The sequence below is a fragment of the Dyella flava genome, assembly GCF_016904955.1.
Taxonomy (GTDB): Bacteria; Pseudomonadota; Gammaproteobacteria; order Xanthomonadales; family Rhodanobacteraceae; genus Dyella_B; species Dyella_B flava.
On sequence record NZ_JADIKE010000035.1, the window covers coordinates 330,025 to 347,629 of the forward strand.

General features: G+C 62.4%; 14 protein-coding genes and 1 pseudogene. 4 read left to right on the forward strand and 11 right to left on the reverse strand.

The window, feature by feature from the left end; all coding sequences use genetic code 11:
• Positions 1 to 177: 177 nt before the first annotated feature.
• Together ISP19_RS11265 and murJ are read right to left on the reverse strand one after the other, a co-directional pair.
• Positions 178 to 1,131 carry a bifunctional riboflavin kinase/FAD synthetase gene (locus ISP19_RS11265; protein ID WP_204682062.1) on the reverse strand — a complete coding sequence of 318 codons (954 nt, stop codon included), beginning with the start codon at positions 1,129 to 1,131 and terminating at the stop codon, positions 178 to 180.
• A 16-nt stretch (positions 1,132 to 1,147) separates the two neighbouring features.
• On the reverse strand, positions 1,148 to 2,755 hold the full coding sequence (murJ, locus tag ISP19_RS11270) for a murein biosynthesis integral membrane protein MurJ (RefSeq protein WP_204682064.1): 1,608 nt from the start codon (positions 2,753 to 2,755) through the stop codon (positions 1,148 to 1,150).
• A gap of 251 nt (positions 2,756 to 3,006) precedes the next feature.
• Between murJ and rpsT the strand changes: the two genes are divergently transcribed.
• Positions 3,007 to 3,270 (forward strand): 30S ribosomal protein S20, encoded by a 264-nt coding sequence (gene rpsT, locus ISP19_RS11275; protein ID WP_128897499.1) that lies wholly within the window; start codon positions 3,007 to 3,009, stop codon positions 3,268 to 3,270.
• 76 nt (positions 3,271 to 3,346) lie between these two features.
• On the opposite strand, the gene ISP19_RS11280 is transcribed toward rpsT, so the two are convergent.
• From ISP19_RS11280 to ISP19_RS11320, 9 genes and pseudogenes are all read right to left on the reverse strand, one after another.
• Positions 3,347 to 4,093, reverse strand: a complete 747-nt coding sequence (locus tag ISP19_RS11280) for a copper homeostasis protein CutC (RefSeq protein WP_204682066.1) — start codon at positions 4,091 to 4,093, stop codon at positions 3,347 to 3,349.
• Entirely contained in the window at positions 4,093 to 5,145 is a 1,053-nt protein-coding gene (locus ISP19_RS11285) for a glycosylasparaginase (RefSeq protein ID WP_204682068.1), read from the reverse strand. Before ISP19_RS11285 ends, ISP19_RS11280 begins: the two co-directional genes overlap by 1 nt.
• Before the next feature lie 108 nt (positions 5,146 to 5,253).
• Positions 5,254 to 8,664 (reverse strand): annotated as a pseudogene (locus tag ISP19_RS11290) (ATP-binding protein); the annotation flags it as partial.
• Positions 8,654 to 9,325 (reverse strand): DUF4194 domain-containing protein, encoded by a 672-nt coding sequence (locus ISP19_RS11295; RefSeq protein ID WP_204682072.1) that lies wholly within the window; start codon positions 9,323 to 9,325, stop codon positions 8,654 to 8,656. The pseudogene ISP19_RS11290 and the gene ISP19_RS11295, both read right to left, overlap by 11 nt.
• Entirely contained in the window at positions 9,312 to 10,781 is a 1,470-nt protein-coding gene (locus tag ISP19_RS11300; RefSeq protein WP_204682074.1) for a DUF3375 domain-containing protein, read from the reverse strand. Before ISP19_RS11300 ends, ISP19_RS11295 begins: the two co-directional genes overlap by 14 nt.
• 223 nt (positions 10,782 to 11,004) lie before the next feature.
• The gene (cgtA, locus tag ISP19_RS11305; protein WP_204682076.1) at positions 11,005 to 12,072 is read right to left on the reverse strand and encodes an Obg family GTPase CgtA; all 1,068 of its coding nucleotides are present in this window, start codon (positions 12,070 to 12,072) and stop codon (positions 11,005 to 11,007) included.
• Between the two features lie 208 nt (positions 12,073 to 12,280).
• Positions 12,281 to 12,538, reverse strand: a complete 258-nt coding sequence (gene rpmA / locus ISP19_RS11310) for a 50S ribosomal protein L27 (protein WP_204682078.1) — start codon at positions 12,536 to 12,538, stop codon at positions 12,281 to 12,283.
• A 20-nt stretch (positions 12,539 to 12,558) separates the two neighbouring features.
• The gene (rplU, locus tag ISP19_RS11315) at positions 12,559 to 12,873 is read right to left on the reverse strand and encodes a 50S ribosomal protein L21 (protein WP_204682080.1); all 315 of its coding nucleotides are present in this window, start codon (positions 12,871 to 12,873) and stop codon (positions 12,559 to 12,561) included.
• 122 nt (positions 12,874 to 12,995) lie between these two features.
• Positions 12,996 to 13,532 carry a DUF2059 domain-containing protein gene (locus tag ISP19_RS11320; RefSeq protein WP_204682082.1) on the reverse strand — a complete coding sequence of 179 codons (537 nt, stop codon included), beginning with the start codon at positions 13,530 to 13,532 and terminating at the stop codon, positions 12,996 to 12,998.
• A 242-nt stretch (positions 13,533 to 13,774) separates the two neighbouring features.
• Here ISP19_RS11320 and uvrA point away from each other — a divergent pair, with 242 nt between their 5' ends.
• The 3 genes from uvrA to yjdN are packed head-to-tail and all read left to right on the forward strand — an operon-like array spanning position 13,775 to position 17,574.
• Positions 13,775 to 16,672 (forward strand): excinuclease ABC subunit UvrA, encoded by a 2,898-nt coding sequence (uvrA, locus tag ISP19_RS11325; protein WP_204682090.1) that lies wholly within the window; start codon positions 13,775 to 13,777, stop codon positions 16,670 to 16,672.
• A complete protein-coding gene (locus ISP19_RS11330) occupies positions 16,669 to 17,103 on the forward strand; it encodes an acyl-CoA thioesterase (protein WP_204682092.1) in 435 nt (144 codons plus the stop codon). Before uvrA ends, ISP19_RS11330 begins: the two co-directional genes overlap by 4 nt.
• Before the next feature lie 48 nt (positions 17,104 to 17,151).
• A complete protein-coding gene (gene yjdN, locus ISP19_RS11335; protein ID WP_204682094.1) occupies positions 17,152 to 17,574 on the forward strand; it encodes a VOC family metalloprotein YjdN in 423 nt (140 codons plus the stop codon).
• The last annotated feature ends 31 nt before the right edge of the window (positions 17,575 to 17,605 follow it).

Sequence of the window (17,605 nt, forward strand, 5' to 3'; positions counted from 1 at the left end):
GTTTACGGTGGTCCCGCTTCGATGCCTGGGGAGGAACCGAAGCCTCGTGCTATTACTTGCCGCGCGCGGCGGCAAGCGCACGCGCTTCGGCGGGTGCCTCAAATAATAATAATCGCCGCGCTCGCCATGGCAGGCGCGGAATGGGTAGCTGGCTTGGACTGTTGCAGGCTCATGACCTTACTCGCCGATCAGTACCGGGTTCATACCCAGGATCTCCCGGGCCGAACGCGCATCATGACTCATTTGAGCCTTTAATGCGTCCAATCCGTCAAATTTCATCTCGTCGCGCAGCTTGGCAACGAATTCCACCGCCATGCGCTGGCCGTATAGATCACCCTCGAAATCGAACAGGTGCACTTCCAGCAGGGGTTCGAGCACTTCGTTGACGGTCGGCCGCGTACCGAGGCTGGCCACCCCGGGCCAATTGCATGCGCTCTCGCCCAGGCCCACCCGTACCGCGAAGATGCCGTGGACCGGCGTGACCCGTTCGCGCAGGTGGATATTGGCGGTGGGAAAGCCCAGGGTACGGCCGAGCTGTTTGCCGTATTCCACCTTGCCCTCGATCACGAAGGGCCGGCCCAGCAGCGGCGTGGCCCCACCAAAGTTGCCGGCCGCGAGCAAAGCCCGCACCCGGCTGGCCGATACGCGTTCGCCCTCCAGCAGCACGGCCGGCATGGTGCGGGCCACAAAGCCCCGCTCCGCCCCGATCCGTTCAAGCATGGCGACATCGCCTGCGCGCTTGTGGCCAAAGCGGAAATCCGCCCCGACCCACACTTCGCGCACATTGAGCCGTTCGACCAGCACGCGCTGGATAAAATCTTCGGCCGACATGGCCGTCAACGCCCGGTTGAAGCGCATCAGCAGGGTGTGCTCCATGCCGGCGGCGGCGAAGCCGAGCAGCTTTTCGCGCACGCTGGACAAACGTGGCACCGGCTCTTTCGAAAAGAACGCTCGCGGCAGCGGCTCGAAACTCACCACGATCGGCGTGCAGTCGAGGGCCTGCGCCCGTTCGCGCACTTCATTCAACAAGGCTTGGTGACCACGATGCAGACCGTCGAAGGCACCGACCGCAACCACACTGCCGCCGGGGGCTAAACACGGCCCCGCAACGTCCCGGGACAGTTTCATCATCCGCCAAGTATAGCGGTCAGTCGTGTTGCAATTCGCCTAGCCGAAAACCTGTCGCGAAAAGTACGGCGACATAGGTCGCGCCACCGGCACATACCAGCAAAGCCAATCGCCACACGCGGCCGATCACCTGCATCTGCGTCCAATCCGGCCAATACCAGCGGCCGAGCAGCAGCACGAGGATCATCGCGGTACAGGCCAGTGCCAGCCGGGTCAGATGACGGCTCCATCCGGCTTGCCGCTGGTAGATGTCGGCCTGTTGCAACCAGCGCCACAGCAGCAGCAAATTGACATAGCTGGCCAACGCACTCGCCATGCCCAGCGCCAGATGCAAACCAGGCACTTTGGACAAGCCATCCAGCAAGGGACCGGCCTTCAAAGCCGGCGGTGCCCACATGGCATACAGCGTCAACAGGAACACGCCATTGAGCAGCATGTTGGTGATCAGCGCCACCACACCGGCACGCATCGGCGTATGCGTGTCTTTGCGCGCATAAAACGCCGGCAGCAGCACTTTCACCGTGGCGTAGGCGGGTACGCCGAAACTCAGCGCCGTGACCGACAGTGTGGCCATGCGCGTATCAAACGGCCGGAACTGCCCGTTCTGGAACAGCGTGGCGACCAGCGGCTGGGCCAGCAGCATCAGGCCGAACATGGCCGGCACGGCAATCAGCAAGGTCGTGCGCAGGCCCCAATCCAGCGCCTTGGAAAAACCTTCGTGATCGGTAGCAACGTGATGGCGCGACAGCGAAGGCAGGATCACCGTGCCCAGGGCCACACCGAACACGCCCAGCGGCAATTCCAGGAAGCGGTCCGCCTGCGACAACCAGGTCTGCGAACCGGAAATCAGCAGCGACGCAATCACCGTGTCGAACAGCAGGTTGATCTGCGACACCGACGAGCCAAAGAGCGTCGGCAGCATCTGGCGCATGATCCGTCGCACATCCGGATGGTTCCAGCCCCAACGGGGCAAGGTCAGCAAATCGAGTTGACGCAAGGCCGGCAACTGAAACAGCACTTGCAGGATGCCTGCGGCGAACACCGCCCAACCCAGCGCCAGGATCGGCGTCTGCAAATGCCGGGACAGCCACCAGGCGCCGGCGATCATGCAGAGGTTGAGAATCACCGGCGTCAATGCCGGCAGGCCGAACCGGTGGAAGCTGTTGAGTGCACCACCAGAAAGTGCCGTCAACGACACGAACAGCAGGAAGGGAAAGGTCAGCCGCAACAGCTCCACGGTGAGGGTGAATTTGTGCGGCTGATCAATCGCACCCGGCGAGAAGACCGTAGCGACCTGCGGCGCAAACAACACGCATAGCGCCGCCACCACCAGCAACACACCACCCAAGGTGCCCGATACACGGGACATCAACTCTTTCAGCTGCGCATGCGTGCCTGTCTCCTTCACCTCGGTGAAGACGGGAACGAACGCGGTGGAAAACGAGCCCTCGGCAAACATGCGGCGCATGAAATTGGGAATGCGGAATGCCACCCAGAACGCGTCGGTGGCGACATTGGCCCCAAACACATGGCTGATCGAAATATCCCGCAGCAGGCCCAGTACGCGCGAAACCATGGTCATGCTGCTGAACGAAAGCAGCCCGCGTAGCATGCTGGGGGATTTCATGCGGGAAGGAGTCCTTGAGCTTTTCCCCCTCTCCCCTCCGGGGAGAGGGCTGGGGTGAGGGGGCAATCTTGCCAGAATGGTAAGATTTCTCCCGTGCGCTTATGGGTTTTATCGCAAGAGCGGCCCCTCACCCTAGCCCTCTCCCCGAAGGGGAGAGGGGACCGCATCCGGTTAACAGCTTGACCGACCGGCAAATTGCCGTCATAATTGCCGCCTTTTTCCAACCCCAGTATTTATTTCGGAGTTCTACCTTGGCCAACATCAAGTCCGCGAAGAAGCGTGCGCGCCAGTCTGAGCAGCGCCGCCTGCGCAACGTCAGCGCCCGTTCCATGGTCCGCAGCGCCCTGCGCAAGGTCGTCAAGGCCATCGAAGCCAAGGACAAGGCCGGTGCCGTGGCTGCTTTCACGGCTGCCCAGCCGGTGATGGACCGCTACGCCGCCCGTGGCCTGATCCACAAGAACAAGGCTGCCCGTCACAAGAGCCGCCTGAACGCGAAGATTCGCGAGCTGGCCTGAGCGCTAAAGTGACATAAGGGTTGGCGAGAAGCCGGCGGAAACGCCGGCTTTTTCGTGCGTACCCAACCCCTCCCGGTTACCCGGAAGGGAAAGCGATGGAAGCGAGCGCGCTCTTCATCGCCCGCACTTCGGCGACGCTGGTTTGGTCGGTATCCGGGGAAAGCCCCTGCAAGGCCGGATTGAGATAGCGCATGGCAGAGCGACGGACAGACCGCGCCGAGCCATGAAATTCGTGCGCCCTGCTGAGCCGGGCCACTTCCGCCAGATTCTGCGAGCGGATCCCCGCGCCGGCCAGAATCCTGATGCGTCCAGCGGCCTGCTCTACCAATCCGGCAATCGCTGCCGCACCGGCCAGGGCATTCGCGCATCCGCCCGAGGTCAGCACGCGTTCGCAACCCAGTGCGACCACCTCTTCCAGCGAACGCCGCAGATCCGCACTGGCGTCGATCGCGCGATGAAAGGTCACTCCCAGCTTGCCCGCCGCGCTGACCAGCTCCCGACAACGCGGATCGACCACGCCATCGGCATCCAGTGCACCGATCACCACGCCATCGAAGCCGAGCTGCGCACAGGTCTCGATATCACGCCGCATCATCTCGAAGTCGGCGTCGTCATAAAGAAAATCACCGTCACGCGGCCTGACCAGCACATACACCGGGATGCGCACGCGATCGCGCACGACTGCCAGCATGCCGTGGGATGGTGTGATGCCGCCTTCGGCCAGGCTGCTGCACAGTTCAACGCGATCAGCGCCGCCTTCCTGCGCAGCGAGCGCCGAACCAAGCGAGCCGGCGGCAATTTCGAGCAAAGGTTGTTGCGTCATCAGGTATACGTCGTCTGGTAAAGGCTGGGCGAGGCCAGCAGGCGATCTTGTTTCTGTGCGTCGCAGACGGCATAGGTGAAGCCTTTCTGGATCGCAAACGCGCCGCACTCACCATCGCGGCGCAGTGCGAGGAAACCGACCTGCATATCCTTGGTCGCCTCGGGACGTTTCTTCACGATGCGTCGCACGGCTTCTTCGCAGGCTTCCTGCGGACTGCGTCCCTGCCGCATCAACTCCACCACCAGAAAGCTGCCGGCGTTGCGTATGACCTCTTCGCCGACGCCGGTGGACGTGGCAGCGCCCACTTCGTTGTCGACATACAGGCCGGCGCCGATGATCGGGCTGTCGCCCACGCGGCCGTGCATCTTCCACGCCATGCCACTGGTGGTGCAGGCGCCGGCAAGATGGCCATTGGCATCCACCGCCAGCATGCCGATGGTGTCGTGATTGTTCTTGCCACCCGGCATGCCGAGACTTTGCAGGCTGCGGTGATAATCGATGTTCTCGCTGTTGGCCACCGGGGTGTACTTGGCCTGCTTCAGCCACTCGTGCCATGCCTTGGCCGATTCCGGCGTCAGCAGGTCTTCCCTGGTGAAGCCTTCCTGCAAAGCAAATTCCAGCGCACCGTCGCCCACCAGCAACACGTGCGGCGTGTCTTCCATCACCTTGCGTGCGACCTTGATCGGATGAGCGATATGTTCAAGCGCCGCCACCGCACCACAGCGGCCATCGCCATCCATGATGCTGGCGTCCAGCGTGACCTTGCCGTCGCGATCGGGATAACCGGCACGCCCGACGCTGTGATTGTGCAGATCCGATTCCGGCACCTGCACGCCGGTCTCGACCGCATCCAGCGGCTTGCCGCCTTTGCCCAACACCGTCCATGCGGCCTGGTTGGCAGGTATGCCGAAATCCCAGGTAGACACCACGCGCGCGCCGACTCCGCCCGGCACCGTGCCGGATAGCGCTGCGCCTGCTCGCGACAGGCGAGGCAACGCCAGCGCAGATGCAACCAGCAGTGAGGATTTCAGGAAGTCGCGGCGGTCACTCATCGGGCTCTCTCTGTGAAGGTAGATATCTGCAGATGTCCCGCTGCAGCATAGACATCCTTCAGACGATCTTCTTATGCCATAGGTCGCCCACGCGCGGGGTCAAACCACTTCCGCCTCCCGCGCACGCTCAGGCAGCGCCAGCCGCCGCTCGGCCTGGTCGTATTCGATCAGCAACACGCCCGAGTCGTGACGGCCGGTGATGTCGACGAAGCAAGCGCCACCGATAAACGGCTCCAGCGTCATCACTGATTTCAGCGGCGTGGCCACGACCATCTGGAAGCCGAAGTTCTCGAAGATGTTCATGGCTAGCGCAGTGAATTCGTTGTCGGCCTTGTCGAAGGCCTCATCGAGTACCACCGGCGCGTAGCGCGGCAGATGACCATCGTCACCACCCAGCTGATAACGCAGCGCCGCAGCCAGGCAGGTCGTGGCAAGCTTCTGCCGCTGGCCGCCCGACTTGCCCGCACCGCTGCGGTAAACCTCGACCTGGCGACGCGTATCGGCCTCCACTTCCACGCCAACGAACTCGACGTGCTGACGCACATCCAGCACCTGTTCGCGCCAGCGCTTGTGTTCCGGATCGTCAGCAGCCAGCCTGCTTACCAGTTGGCGCAGCACGCCGAACTGGGTTTCGGCCAGTGCACGATCTTCGGTCTGGTGATGGGATAACACATCGCGCAGTTGTTGCTGGAATTCACGCACTTCGGCAAGACCCCGATCGGTCAGCTCGATTTGCAGCAAGGTGCCGCGATTGAACGGGACACGTTCCAGGCTTTCGTTGACCTCTTCCATGCGCTGGCCGATCGATTTGCGCGCTTCGCTCATGTGTTTCTGCAACACCAGCAGATTCTGCTTGCTTTGGCTTTGCAGCAACTCAAAGAAGCGCGCCTCGTGCTTGGGCAGACCATCCAGTTCAAGACGGCGCAGACGGGCGAGGAAACCTTCGGCCGCGTCGAGATTGGGCGTGAAGTCGCCACTGTCCTGTGGCCAGCGACGGCAGAAACTGCGGAAGCACTCTTCGGTCTGCTGGACCAGACGGTTGTCTTCGTCGACCTGGCCGTTGAGCGCCTCGTTGAGGCCGCGCTCCAACAGACGGAACTGGTCGGCAAGATTATCCAGCGACAAGGGCGGATGTGCCGGTAAACGCTCCGGCAAGCCACGCGCCTGCAGCGGCGTCAAGGCCGCTTGCGAGGCTTTCTGCTGGCAGGCCTCACGCTTCTCGTTGAGGCTGCTGCGCTCGCGCTGCAAGGCATTGCGCTCACCTGCCGCGTCTTCAAAAGCGTTTTGCGCACGACGCCGCAGTTCGCGCTCGGTATCCAGGCGCTGGGTGATCTCCAGCAGGGTCGCGTCGCCTTCACGCCATTGCTTGAGCTGAGCCTCGATATCGCCCAGGCGCTGCAGCTTGGGCGCGACGTCGATCTCTTCCCACTCCGCGCTCGCCAAGGCGCCGGCGAGTACACGGCGATCGCCTTCGCGCGCATTGTCTTCGCGCAGGGCCTTCAATGCTTCGTCGGACTTGGCGATCGCCTGCGCCCACTGCTGCCCTTCTTTTTCATAGACGGTCAACTTGTCGCGGTTGTCGAAGCCAAGCACCCAATGGCGGCGATCATCCACGGCGCGGCGGTCGTCTTTCTCATAACGATCGCCCGGATGTTTCACCTGGCCTTCCCGGGTGATCGCCCGATCGGCGTTTTTCAGCGCGGTGGCGGAGTCCGCACAGCTGTAGTCGAAACGGCGGGCCAGTTCGGCGGATAGCCAGTCGCGATGCGCATGATCGTGCAGCTCAAGCCGATGCAGCATCGAGCGCGCATCAAGCTTGCGCGCATTCAATACCTCACCGCGCCCGACCCGGTAATACACCAGCTTGCTGCCGAGGTGAGTCTTGTTGACCCAGGCAGATACTTCACCGTAGTGCTTTTCGTCCACCAGCAAGGCGAGTGCAAAACCATGCAGCACGCGCTCAATCGCGCCACGCCACGCCGCGTGCTCGGACTTGACCTGCAGCAGCTCGCCGACGAATGGGAGTGCGTTTTCCGACAGTCCCAGCTCCTGGCACAACCGCGCACGCACCGCCTGGGTAGGCGCGGGAATGTTGGAAGGATGCCGATTCAGCGCCTCGATTTCCCCTCGCACTTCACCAAAACGCTGGGTGGCCTGGTCACGCTCGCGCTTGAGCACGTCCATCCGCTCTTCGAGTGCGGCCGCGCGTTCACGGGCACCGTCGATAAGTTCACGCGCCTGCCCGGCAAGTTCGGCGAAGCCATGCGCGGTACCTGGAATGGTCCAGCCCAGCTCGCGACAGGTCTGCTCGACCTTGTTGCGCCGGCGCAGCCGTTCGTCACGCTCGCGGCCGACTTGTTCGCGCTCGCGTTCCAGCTGGTCGATCGCATCACCGCCCTGCTCGCGACGCTGACGCTCAAGATCGGCCAGTTTCTGGTCGTGGTTGTCCAGCGACTGGCGACGCTGCGCCAACTCGCCGGCCAGGGCCTGGTCCTGTACCTGCAGCTCGGCAAGGCGCGCATCCAGCAAAGCCAGACGCCGCTGCTCGCGATAAAGATCCACGCCGTGCTGCAGCTCTTTCAGCTCGCTGGTCGCGCGGCGCAATTGCAGCAGCGATTCGTGAGAAGTGCGGGCAGGTGCCAGGGTATCTACTTGTTCGCGCGCGATCACGACCGATTTATGCGCGGCATCGAGTTCGCCGAAATCCGCCACCAGACGATCGGCCGCGCCGAACGTCTGCGGCTCATCGAGCATGAAGCCGCGCAGGAACTGATTGAGATCGCCCAGGTTCTTGGCCGACTGTGTCTTGTGCAGCAGCTTCAGCGCCATCTCGTTCTGGATGCCCAGCAGACGGCGGAACCGCTCGGCATACGCGGCGAAGGTGTCGAAGTGGTGTACGTCCTCGCCCAGACGGGTCTTGAGACGGCGGCGATCCAGATCGAAGCCTTGCAATTCCGTCGCGACATCGAAGGTGCGCTCCGTCACCATGTAATGCTTCTGCACATCGGCGGCGGCCGAACTGTTGCCGCTGATCCAGAACAGACGGATCAGGCTGACCGTGGCGCCCAGGTTATTGCGGTATTCGAGTACCAGCGCCGACCACGTCGCCCCTTTGCGCAGGTACTGCGTGGCAATTTCGCCGGAATCACTGTCCTGCTGATCGGCCCAGGCACCACGTACGTAGGAAGCCAGGCTGCGATCTCGTCCACTGCGCTCGGCTTCGCGTGCCGCGGCATTGAAGTCGACCAGGTTGGGCGGAACCAGCAGTGCCGACATCGCATCCAGCAAGGTGGATTTACCCGAACCGGAGCGACCGACAAACAGGAACCCCTTCTCGGCAATCGGTACATCGACCAGGCCACCGAACGTGCCCCAGTTGAACACCTGCAGGCGACGCATGCGGAACTGTTCGTCGCGCGGACTGGGCAAATCGGAAAGGAACAACGATGGTGCGACCGGACGCGCCGTCTTTGCCGCTTTTGCGCGCGCCTTGCGTGGCGCGCCTTTCTCATTCGCCATCCGGCTTCTCCTCGCCCTCGTCGGCTTCGCGCAGTTCGCGATAGGCAAGCGCCAGCGCCTGCACGTCTTCTGCGGAGAACAGCAGCTTCAGCGCTGGCGATACTTCATAGCGATCGTCGCTGCCGCGCAGCTTGTCCAGTATGTGATTGTCTTTCATCTTGCCAATCGCACCGGCCACACGTTTGGCAAAGCCGGCGCGGTCGGTGGATACGCTTTTTTCGTAAACCGACAAGGCGTCCACCAGGGCCGCCTCTTCCACCACCGCGCGGTGACCATGCGCTTCCGCCTCAGCCAATTGCTGGCGCAGGTGCAATAACAACACCGAATCGATAAAGGTCAGTGGCGATGTGCGCAGCAGCACGGGTGTTTCCAATTCGCCGGTGTCGAACTGGCGGGTGAAGGCGACGCCGCCTTCGCGGTCGATCACCAGCTCCAGGAACAGCTCGCACAAACGCGAACGGATGGCGGTTTCCTGGCGCAGCAAAGCCGTCCATAACTGGCTGTGCCGGCCCGCATCCAGGCTGGGACCGGCCAGCAATTGGCACAATGCACGACGCGCATCGAGCGGCAGGTTGCCGCAATCGCCGTCGAATAGTGCCGAGTCCTTGGGCTTCTCGGCCACGGGCTCGATAAAAACGGTGTCGTCCTCAAGCAAATTCATGTCGCTTCTCCTTCAGGAACCACGCGAGAGGAATGCGGGCGTGACGCTCATTGCCGTCCTTGCCACGCCAGGTAATGGCTTCATGCTCATCCTGCGCCACAACGCCATGTCGCGTGGCCAGGGACAGGTAACCGATGATGCTGCCCAGCCCTTGTTCGGCCGGCCGCTGGGCGAGCACACCACCAATCGAAAGTTGGTCGTGCGTGGCAAGCAGCTCATGCAGATCGCGTCGCAACCCGCGGTAATTGATTTCCGATTGCGCTACCAGCTCGCCCACGCTGTCGAGCGAGATCGCCGCGCCGCCGCTCTGCGCAATGTTGCCATCGACGCGGGCCTGACGTGGATCATGCAGGCGCCATTGCGATAGCGAGCGCAATCGGCTGGTGGTGAGTTGCAGGGTATAGGGTGTGCGTTGGCGCACTTGCACCGAGTCGCGCAGTTGCAGTGCTTCGGCCTGAGCCTGCTTGAGCAACTGGTTCAGGCGCCGCTGCTCCAGATAGCCGCGGCTCTGCACGAACCCACGCAAGCTGCGCGCAAAGTTCTGCATGACGTCGTGCACATGACTGCCACGCTCCAGCATCACACCGGTAAGACCGCGCAGGAATTGCCGTTCATGACGTTGCAGCTTGCGGGCGAAGCCGCGTGACAGCACCGTGTCCAGGGCCGCATCCAGTTGCGCGCTTTGTTCGACATCGTTGAGCAGGTTCCAGAAGGCGTTGAAGCTGCGACCGGCTTCGCTGTCGCCGATCAGGTCCACGCCTTCGAACAGGCGGTCAAGGATATCGCCACGCTCGCCTTCGTCATCGATGATGCGTTCGCGGAATTCGCGATTGAGTTGTTCAAAATCATCGCGGACGCGGCGGAAGTCTTCGTTCAGATCATCGGCGAGCTGGATGATTTCACGGGTACGCTCCAGGGCGCGCTTGCTGTCCAGGGTCGCAACCTTGCCCGAGGCGGCGCGCGCGATGTCCGCCTCGATGCGATCGCGCTCCGCATAGAGCGCGCCAAGGCGCGCCGCCGGATCCGTTTCGGTCTGTTCGGCCAGTTGCACCAATTGCTGGATCACCAGCGACAGGCGGCTTTCGGTTGCGACGCTGCGCGACGCATCCAGACCGGCAATAAAGCGGATGGCCTGGGTCGCCTGGGAAGAAAGCTCGTATTCCTCTTCGCTTGCGCCCTCCGGCAGCCGGCGTTCGAGGTAGCCCTGTGACAACCAGTGCGCTACGTAAGCCTGCGCCGTGCGCGGCAATTCGAGCGGAAGATCAGATGCATTGATCGCATCCAGATGATGCTGCAAGCGCTCGTGCAGGATCGAACCCGGCAGGCGCCGTTCGCTATCCAGCAACAGGGTTTGCAGCAATCCGATCAGTTCGGGGGCATGGTCGGCGGCGAGCAACCGCCACAGGGGCTGATCACGCAGGCGCCGATAGCCTGCGATACGGGCTTGCAACGTCATCAAATCGACTCCCTGTCCCCTTCGACATGTGCAGGGAGAGCACGTGCACGTACCCGGCATCGAGGCGCGAGGAGAGGACTTGGGTGCGGGGATTGCCTCGCCATGATCTCCGCCATCTGCTTCAAATCAAAACTCCCATGTCGCGAGCCGTTCCACTTACCTCTTCAGCAAGATCGGCCCCTCACCCGAGCCCGCTCTCCCCCAAGGGGAGAGGGTGTCAGAATCACTCGCCGCGCAGGCGCACATCGCCCGGCAACATATCGGTGCGGCCTTCGTGCGCAACCCGCTGTGCTTCGAAGAAGCGCTGCACTTGCTGGCATACGGTCAGGGTGTTTTCGCGCGCGATGGCCGAGACCAGGAACCACGGCTGGGTCCAGCCGAGGCGCTCGACGATGTCCTCGGCCACCGCCTGGCGCTCATCCTCAGGCAGCATGTCAGCCTTGTTCAACACCAGCCAGCGCGGACGCTGCATCAGCTCCGGATCGAACTTCTCCAATTCGTGCTCGATCGCGTGCACCTGTGCCACGACATCGGAACCGTCGATCGGCGCGATGTCCACCAGATGCAGCAGCAGACGCGTGCGCGCCAGATGGCGCAGGAACTGGATGCCCAGGCCGGCGCCTTCCGCAGCGCCTTCGATCAGGCCGGGAATATCGGCGATCACAAAGCTCTGGTCGGTGCCAAGGCTGACCACACCCAGATTCGGGTGCAGCGTGGTGAACGGATAATCCGCCACGCGCGGCGTTGCCGCCGACACGGCGCGGATAAAGGTCGACTTGCCCGCATTCGGAAAGCCGAGCAGGCCCACGTCGGCCAGCAGTTTCAGTTCCAGCTTCAGCTCGCGCACTTCGCCCGGCGTGCCCGGCGTGGATTTGCGCGGCGCGCGGTTGACCGAACTCTTGAAGTGGATATTGCCCAGGCCACCCTTGCCGCCCTGCGCCACCAGCAGGCGCTGACCGTGCCCGGTAAGGTCGCCGATGATTTCGTCCGTATCGACGTTGGTGACGACCGTGCCGACCGGTACGCGGATGGAGGTGTCGTCGCCACCCTTGCCGTACATATCGCTACCCATGCCGTTCTGGCCGCGCTGTGCCTTGAAGCTGCGCTGGTGACGGAAGTCGATCAGGGTATTGAGGCCTTCGTCGGCAATCAGCCAGACCGAACCGCCTGTGCCGCCGTCACCGCCGTCAGGACCGCCGAACGGAATGAATTTCTCGCGGCGGAAACTGATGCAGCCATTGCCGCCGTCTCCGGCCTGGACTTTGATGATCGCTTCGTCGACGAATTTCATGGCTGCGCAACTTTCTTAGGTTTGATGCGCCATCAAGGCGCTGCTTGGGCTGGGTCAGCAGGGAAGCAAGATTAAAGGGGTTAGGGATGAGTAGCGAGCGCGCAAGCATGAAGCTTTCGTGAGCCCCTGCCTGTCGCCCTCGCCGCTTGCTCCAAATAAAACAAAAGCCCCGCCGGGGCGGGGCCTTCGTTGCAACGTGAGGACTGGATCAGCCCTTGACGACGTTGACGTACTTGCGATTGTTCTCGCCGCGGGTCTTGAACTCGACCGTACCATCGACCAGCGCGAACAGGGTGTGGTCACGGCCCAGACCCACGCCGGTACCGGCATGGAACTTGGTGCCGCGCTGACGCACGATGATGTTGCCGGCCTCGATGGCCTGACCACCGTACACCTTCACGCCGAGGTACTTCGGGTTCGAATCGCGACCGTTGCGGGATGAACCTACGCCTTTTTTGTGTGCCATGACTATCTACTCCGGCTGTATCAGGCGTTGATGCCCGTGATCTCGACTTCGGTGAAGTGCTGACGATGTCCCTGCTGCTTCTTGTGGTGCTTGCGGCGGCGGAACTTGATGATGCGGACCTTATCGGCGCGGCCGTGCTTGCGCACGGTGGCGCTCACGGTGGCGCCGGCCACGACCGGGGCACCGACGGTGATGGTCTCACCGGAACCGACCAGCAGCACCTGGTCGAACTTCACGCTGGCGCCTTCTTCGGCGTTCAGCAGCTCCACGCGCAGGACATCGCCCTGCTGGACGCGGTATTGCTTGCCGCCAGTTTTGATAACTGCATAACTCATGGGAATGGCCCTTCTGTCGTTATTCTCTTGGGTTCGCCGCGACCCATTCGGGCGCAGCGAACTGTGGATTATAGCGATCAGGCGCCCAGCTGGTCAATGACTGACCAGCTGGCTCAAGGCAGTCAGTGGCCCGTTCCGCCGGCCGGCGACTGGGGCGCTGGCATGGCATCGCCGCTGCTATCGTCCCCGGCGGTCCCCGGGCAGCGCCCCTGGGCGTCCAGCTTGCCCTGCTTCTGGAGCTGGGCAAACATGTCCGACGTGCGCTGGCGGCCCCATTGCTGACCGGCCTGGGCGGCCTCGGCCATGGTGGCGGGCATCTGGGTCACCAGTTTCTGGCCCAGGGAGGATTTGTAGAACTTGATCAGCCCCTCGACCTCGTCGGCAGTGAAGTGGTGCTGGTAGGCCGGGATCATGGCCTTGGTCAGCTGCTCCTGCCCGTCCTTGTCGATATAGGTCTGCCAGAAGCTGGCCTCCACGCAAGGCAACTGCTCGCTCATCATGGCGGCCATCTTGTTGTTCATCGCGATGAACTGGCCCGGCACATCCATCACCTGCATCAGCTCCCGCACCTGCGCCTCGCTGGGCTGGGCCGCCAAGGCGGGACCGGCCGCCAGCGCCAAGCACATACCTACGCCCAAAGCCCACTTGCCAACCGTCATGTTCACACCCTCCGCTGCACAGGAAACCGGGGAAATAGCGGTCGAGCATATTCGCCCGCTCCGCCGCTGCCTAGGCCTGAGCGCGCGCTGCGGATATCCGCCGGCAAGCTCGCCAAAGACCCGACACAAGCCTACGGGAACGCGCCTGCTGACATAACGTTGTCAGCAGGTCTTTACCGGCGCCGAACGGTCGGGATAGACCGACTTGCTATAGTGAATGATTCCCCAATATCCGACGCGTCATGGACACCATACGTATTCGCGGCGCACGCACGCACAATCTCAAGAACATCGACCTGGACCTGCCCCGCGACCGGCTGATCGTGATCACCGGCCTGTCGGGTTCAGGCAAGTCTTCGCTGGCTTTCGACACCATCTATGCCGAAGGGCAGCGTCGTTACGTGGAATCGCTGTCGGCCTATGCGCGGCAATTCCTTTCCATGATGGAAAAGCCGGACGTCGACCATATCGAAGGCCTGTCGCCGGCGATCTCGATCGAGCAGAAGTCCACCTCGCACAACCCGCGCTCGACCGTGGGCACGATCACCGAGGTCTACGATTACCTGCGTCTGCTGTATGCCCGCGTGGGCACGCCACGCTGCCCGGACCACGGCATTCCGCTGGAAGCGCAGACGGTCAGCCAGATGGTCGACACCACCCTGGCGCTGGATCCGGAAAAGCGCTTCATGCTGCTGGCGCCGGTGATCCGCGAGCGCAAGGGCGAACATGTACAGGTGTTCGAGCAGCTGCGCGCGCAAGGTTTCGTGCGCGCACGCGTCGACGGTACGGTGCATGACCTGGACGCCGTACCGCCACTCACGCTGCGCCAGAAGCACACCATCGAGGCGGTGATCGATCGCTTCCGTCCGCGCGACGACATCAAGCAGCGCCTGGCCGAATCGTTCGAGACCGCGCTGCGCCTGGGCGATGGCCTGGTGATCGTGGTGGACATGGATGACCCCAAAGCCAAGGAGCAGCTGTTTTCTTCGCGCTACTCCTGCCCGGTCTGCGACTACTCGCTGCCGGAACTGGAACCGCGCCTGTTCTCGTTCAATTCGCCGGTCGGAGCCTGCCCAACCTGCGACGGCCTGGGGGTCACCCAGGTTTTCTCGGCCGAGCGGGTGGTCGGTCATCCGGAACTCTCGCTCGCCGGCGGCGCGGTGCGCGGCTGGGATCGGCGCAATGCGCATTACTTCCAGTTGATCCTCTCGCTGGCCAATCACTACGGCTTCGATGTCGAAACGCCGTGGCAGAAGCTGCCCAGCAAGGTGCAGCAGGCGGTATTGAATGGCAGCGGCAACGAGAAGATTGCGTTCCGCTATCTCACGGAGCGCGGCGGCAAGGTCACGCGCGAGCACGCCTTCGAAGGCATCCTGCCGAACCTGGAGCGCCGCTACAAGGAAACCGAATCACCGGCGGTTCGTGAAGAACTCGCCAAATACATCAGCGATCACCCCTGCCCCGAGTGCGGCGGACAGCGTCTTAACCGCTCGGCGCGCAACGTGTTTGTGGCCGACCAGCCACTGCCGCTGCTGACGGCACGATCGATCGACGATGCGCTGGAGTTCTTCGAGACACTGAAGCTCTCCGGCTGGCGTGGCGAGATCGCGGTGAAGATCGTGAAGGAGATCCGCGAACGCTTGAGCTTCCTCAATGACGTAGGTCTGAATTACCTCACGCTGGATCGCCAGGCCGATACGCTGTCGGGTGGCGAAGCGCAACGCATTCGCCTAGCCTCGCAGATCGGCGCCGGTCTGGTTGGCGTGATGTATGTCCTGGACGAACCCTCGATCGGCCTGCACCAGCGCGACAACGAACGTCTGCTGGGCACGCTTACGCGATTGCGCGACCTGGGTAATACGGTGATCGTGGTCGAGCATGATGAAGACGCGATTCGCGCAGCAGACCACGTCCTGGATATCGGCCCGGGCGCCGGTGTACACGGTGGCGAAATCGTTGCCCAGGGTACGCTCAAGGACATTCTTGCTTCACCCCGCTCGCTCACCGGCCAATACCTTTCCGGCAAGCGCGAGATCAAGGTACCCACTGAGCGCCGCGAACAGCTCGACAAGGATTCGTGGCTGTATCTGAAGGGCGCGAGCGGCAACAACCTCAAGCATGTCGATCTGGCGATTCCGGCCGGCTTGTTCACCTGCGTCACGGGTGTATCGGGTTCGGGCAAATCGACCCTGATCAACGACACCTTGTTTGCGCTCGCTGGCGCCGAATTGAACGGATCAAGCACCCAGCCTGCCCCGTACAAATCGGTGGAAGGTCTGGATCTGTTCGACAAGGTGGTGGATATCGATCAATCCCCGATCGGGCGCACCCCGCGCTCGAACCCGGCGACCTACACCGGCCTGTTCACGCCGCTGCGCGAATTGTTCGCGCAGGTGCCGGAAGCGCGTTCGCGTGGCTATACCGCGGGCCGCTTCAGCTTCAACGTGCGCGGCGGCCGCTGCGAGGCCTGCGAAGGCGACGGTATGATCAAGGTGGAAATGCACTTCCTGCCGGACGTGTATGTGCCTTGCGATGTCTGCCACGGCAAGCGCTACAACCGCGAAACACTGGAAATCCTCTACAAGGGCCACACGATTGCCGATGTGCTTGGCATGACGGTGGAAGATGCCGCCAAGCTGTTCGAGAACGTGCCGGTGATCGCGCGCAAGCTCGATACCTTGCGCGCTGTGGGTCTGGATTACATCAAGCTCGGCCAGAGCGCGACTACGCTGTCAGGCGGTGAAGCTCAGCGCGTGAAGCTGTCCAAGGAATTGTCCAAGCGCGACACCGGACGCACGCTGTATATCCTCGACGAGCCCACCACCGGTTTGCATTTCCACGATATCGAGCAACTGCTCGATGTGCTCCATCAGCTGGTCGACCAGGGCAACACAGTGGTGGTGATCGAGCACAACCTTGACGTGATCAAGACCGCCGACTGGATCGTCGATCTGGGGCCGGAAGGCGGCGCCGGTGGTGGCCGCATCCTGACGACCGGCACGCCGGAAACGGTCGCAGCGATACCGGGCTCTCACACCGGCCGCTTCCTTGCCTCGCATCTGAAGCCGGCCAAGGCGGCACGTCCTAAAGCCGAAAGCAACAACGGCAAAGCCAAGCAAAAACGCAAAGTAGCCTCATGACCACTGTTTCCAATGACTCCAACGTAGCGGCCGTCCTGTTGCATATCGCTTCGATCAGCGTGCGCTGGCGCGACCTCGACGCCTTCAATCACGTCAACAACTCCAGCTATCTCACCTTTCTGGAAGAGTCGCGGCTGCAATGGCTGCAACAGCTGAAAGGACCGTGGATGAGCGAGCACGCCATGCCGGTGATGGCGGCCAGCCAGGTCAACTACCGCCTGCCGATCGAATGGCCGGCACAGTTGCAAGTGGAGCTGTATTGCACGCGCATGGGCAACAGCTCCATGACGATTGGACATCGTATCGTAGATGCCGACGACAAGAACAAACTCTATTGCGACGGACATGTCGTGATGGTGTGGATGGATCCCACCACCGGCAAATCGGTGTCGCTGCCACAGCCGGTCAAGGACTCGACCTCACCCACGTGAGGCCGAAGCTAACGCTCCAAGCATTTGCACACAGAAGGACTCGCTCATATGGAAATTCAGCCCTATCTCTACTTTGATGGCCGCTGCGAAGAAGCGATTGCGTTCTACGGGAAAGCACTCGGCGCCACTGAGTTGTTCAAGATGCGCTTCAAGGACGCGCCAAGCGATCCGGCATACGCGACGTCACCGCATATCGCCGACAAGATCATGCACGCCGCGCTGCTCATCGGCAGCACGCATGTACTGATGTCGGATGGCACCGGCGATGACGAGTCGACTTCTCATTCGGGTTTCAGCCTCTCGGTCACCGCGGACGATGTCGCTTCGGGCGAAAAGTATTTCAACGCTCTGGCACAAGAGGGCAAGATCAGCATGCCCTTCCAGAAGACTTTCTGGACCGAAGGCTTCGGCATGCTGGTGGACAAGTTCGGCGTGCCGTGGATGGTCAACGTACGCCAAGCCGCGCCATAAGGCAGGTCCTGAAGCGCGCAGGAACGAGCGG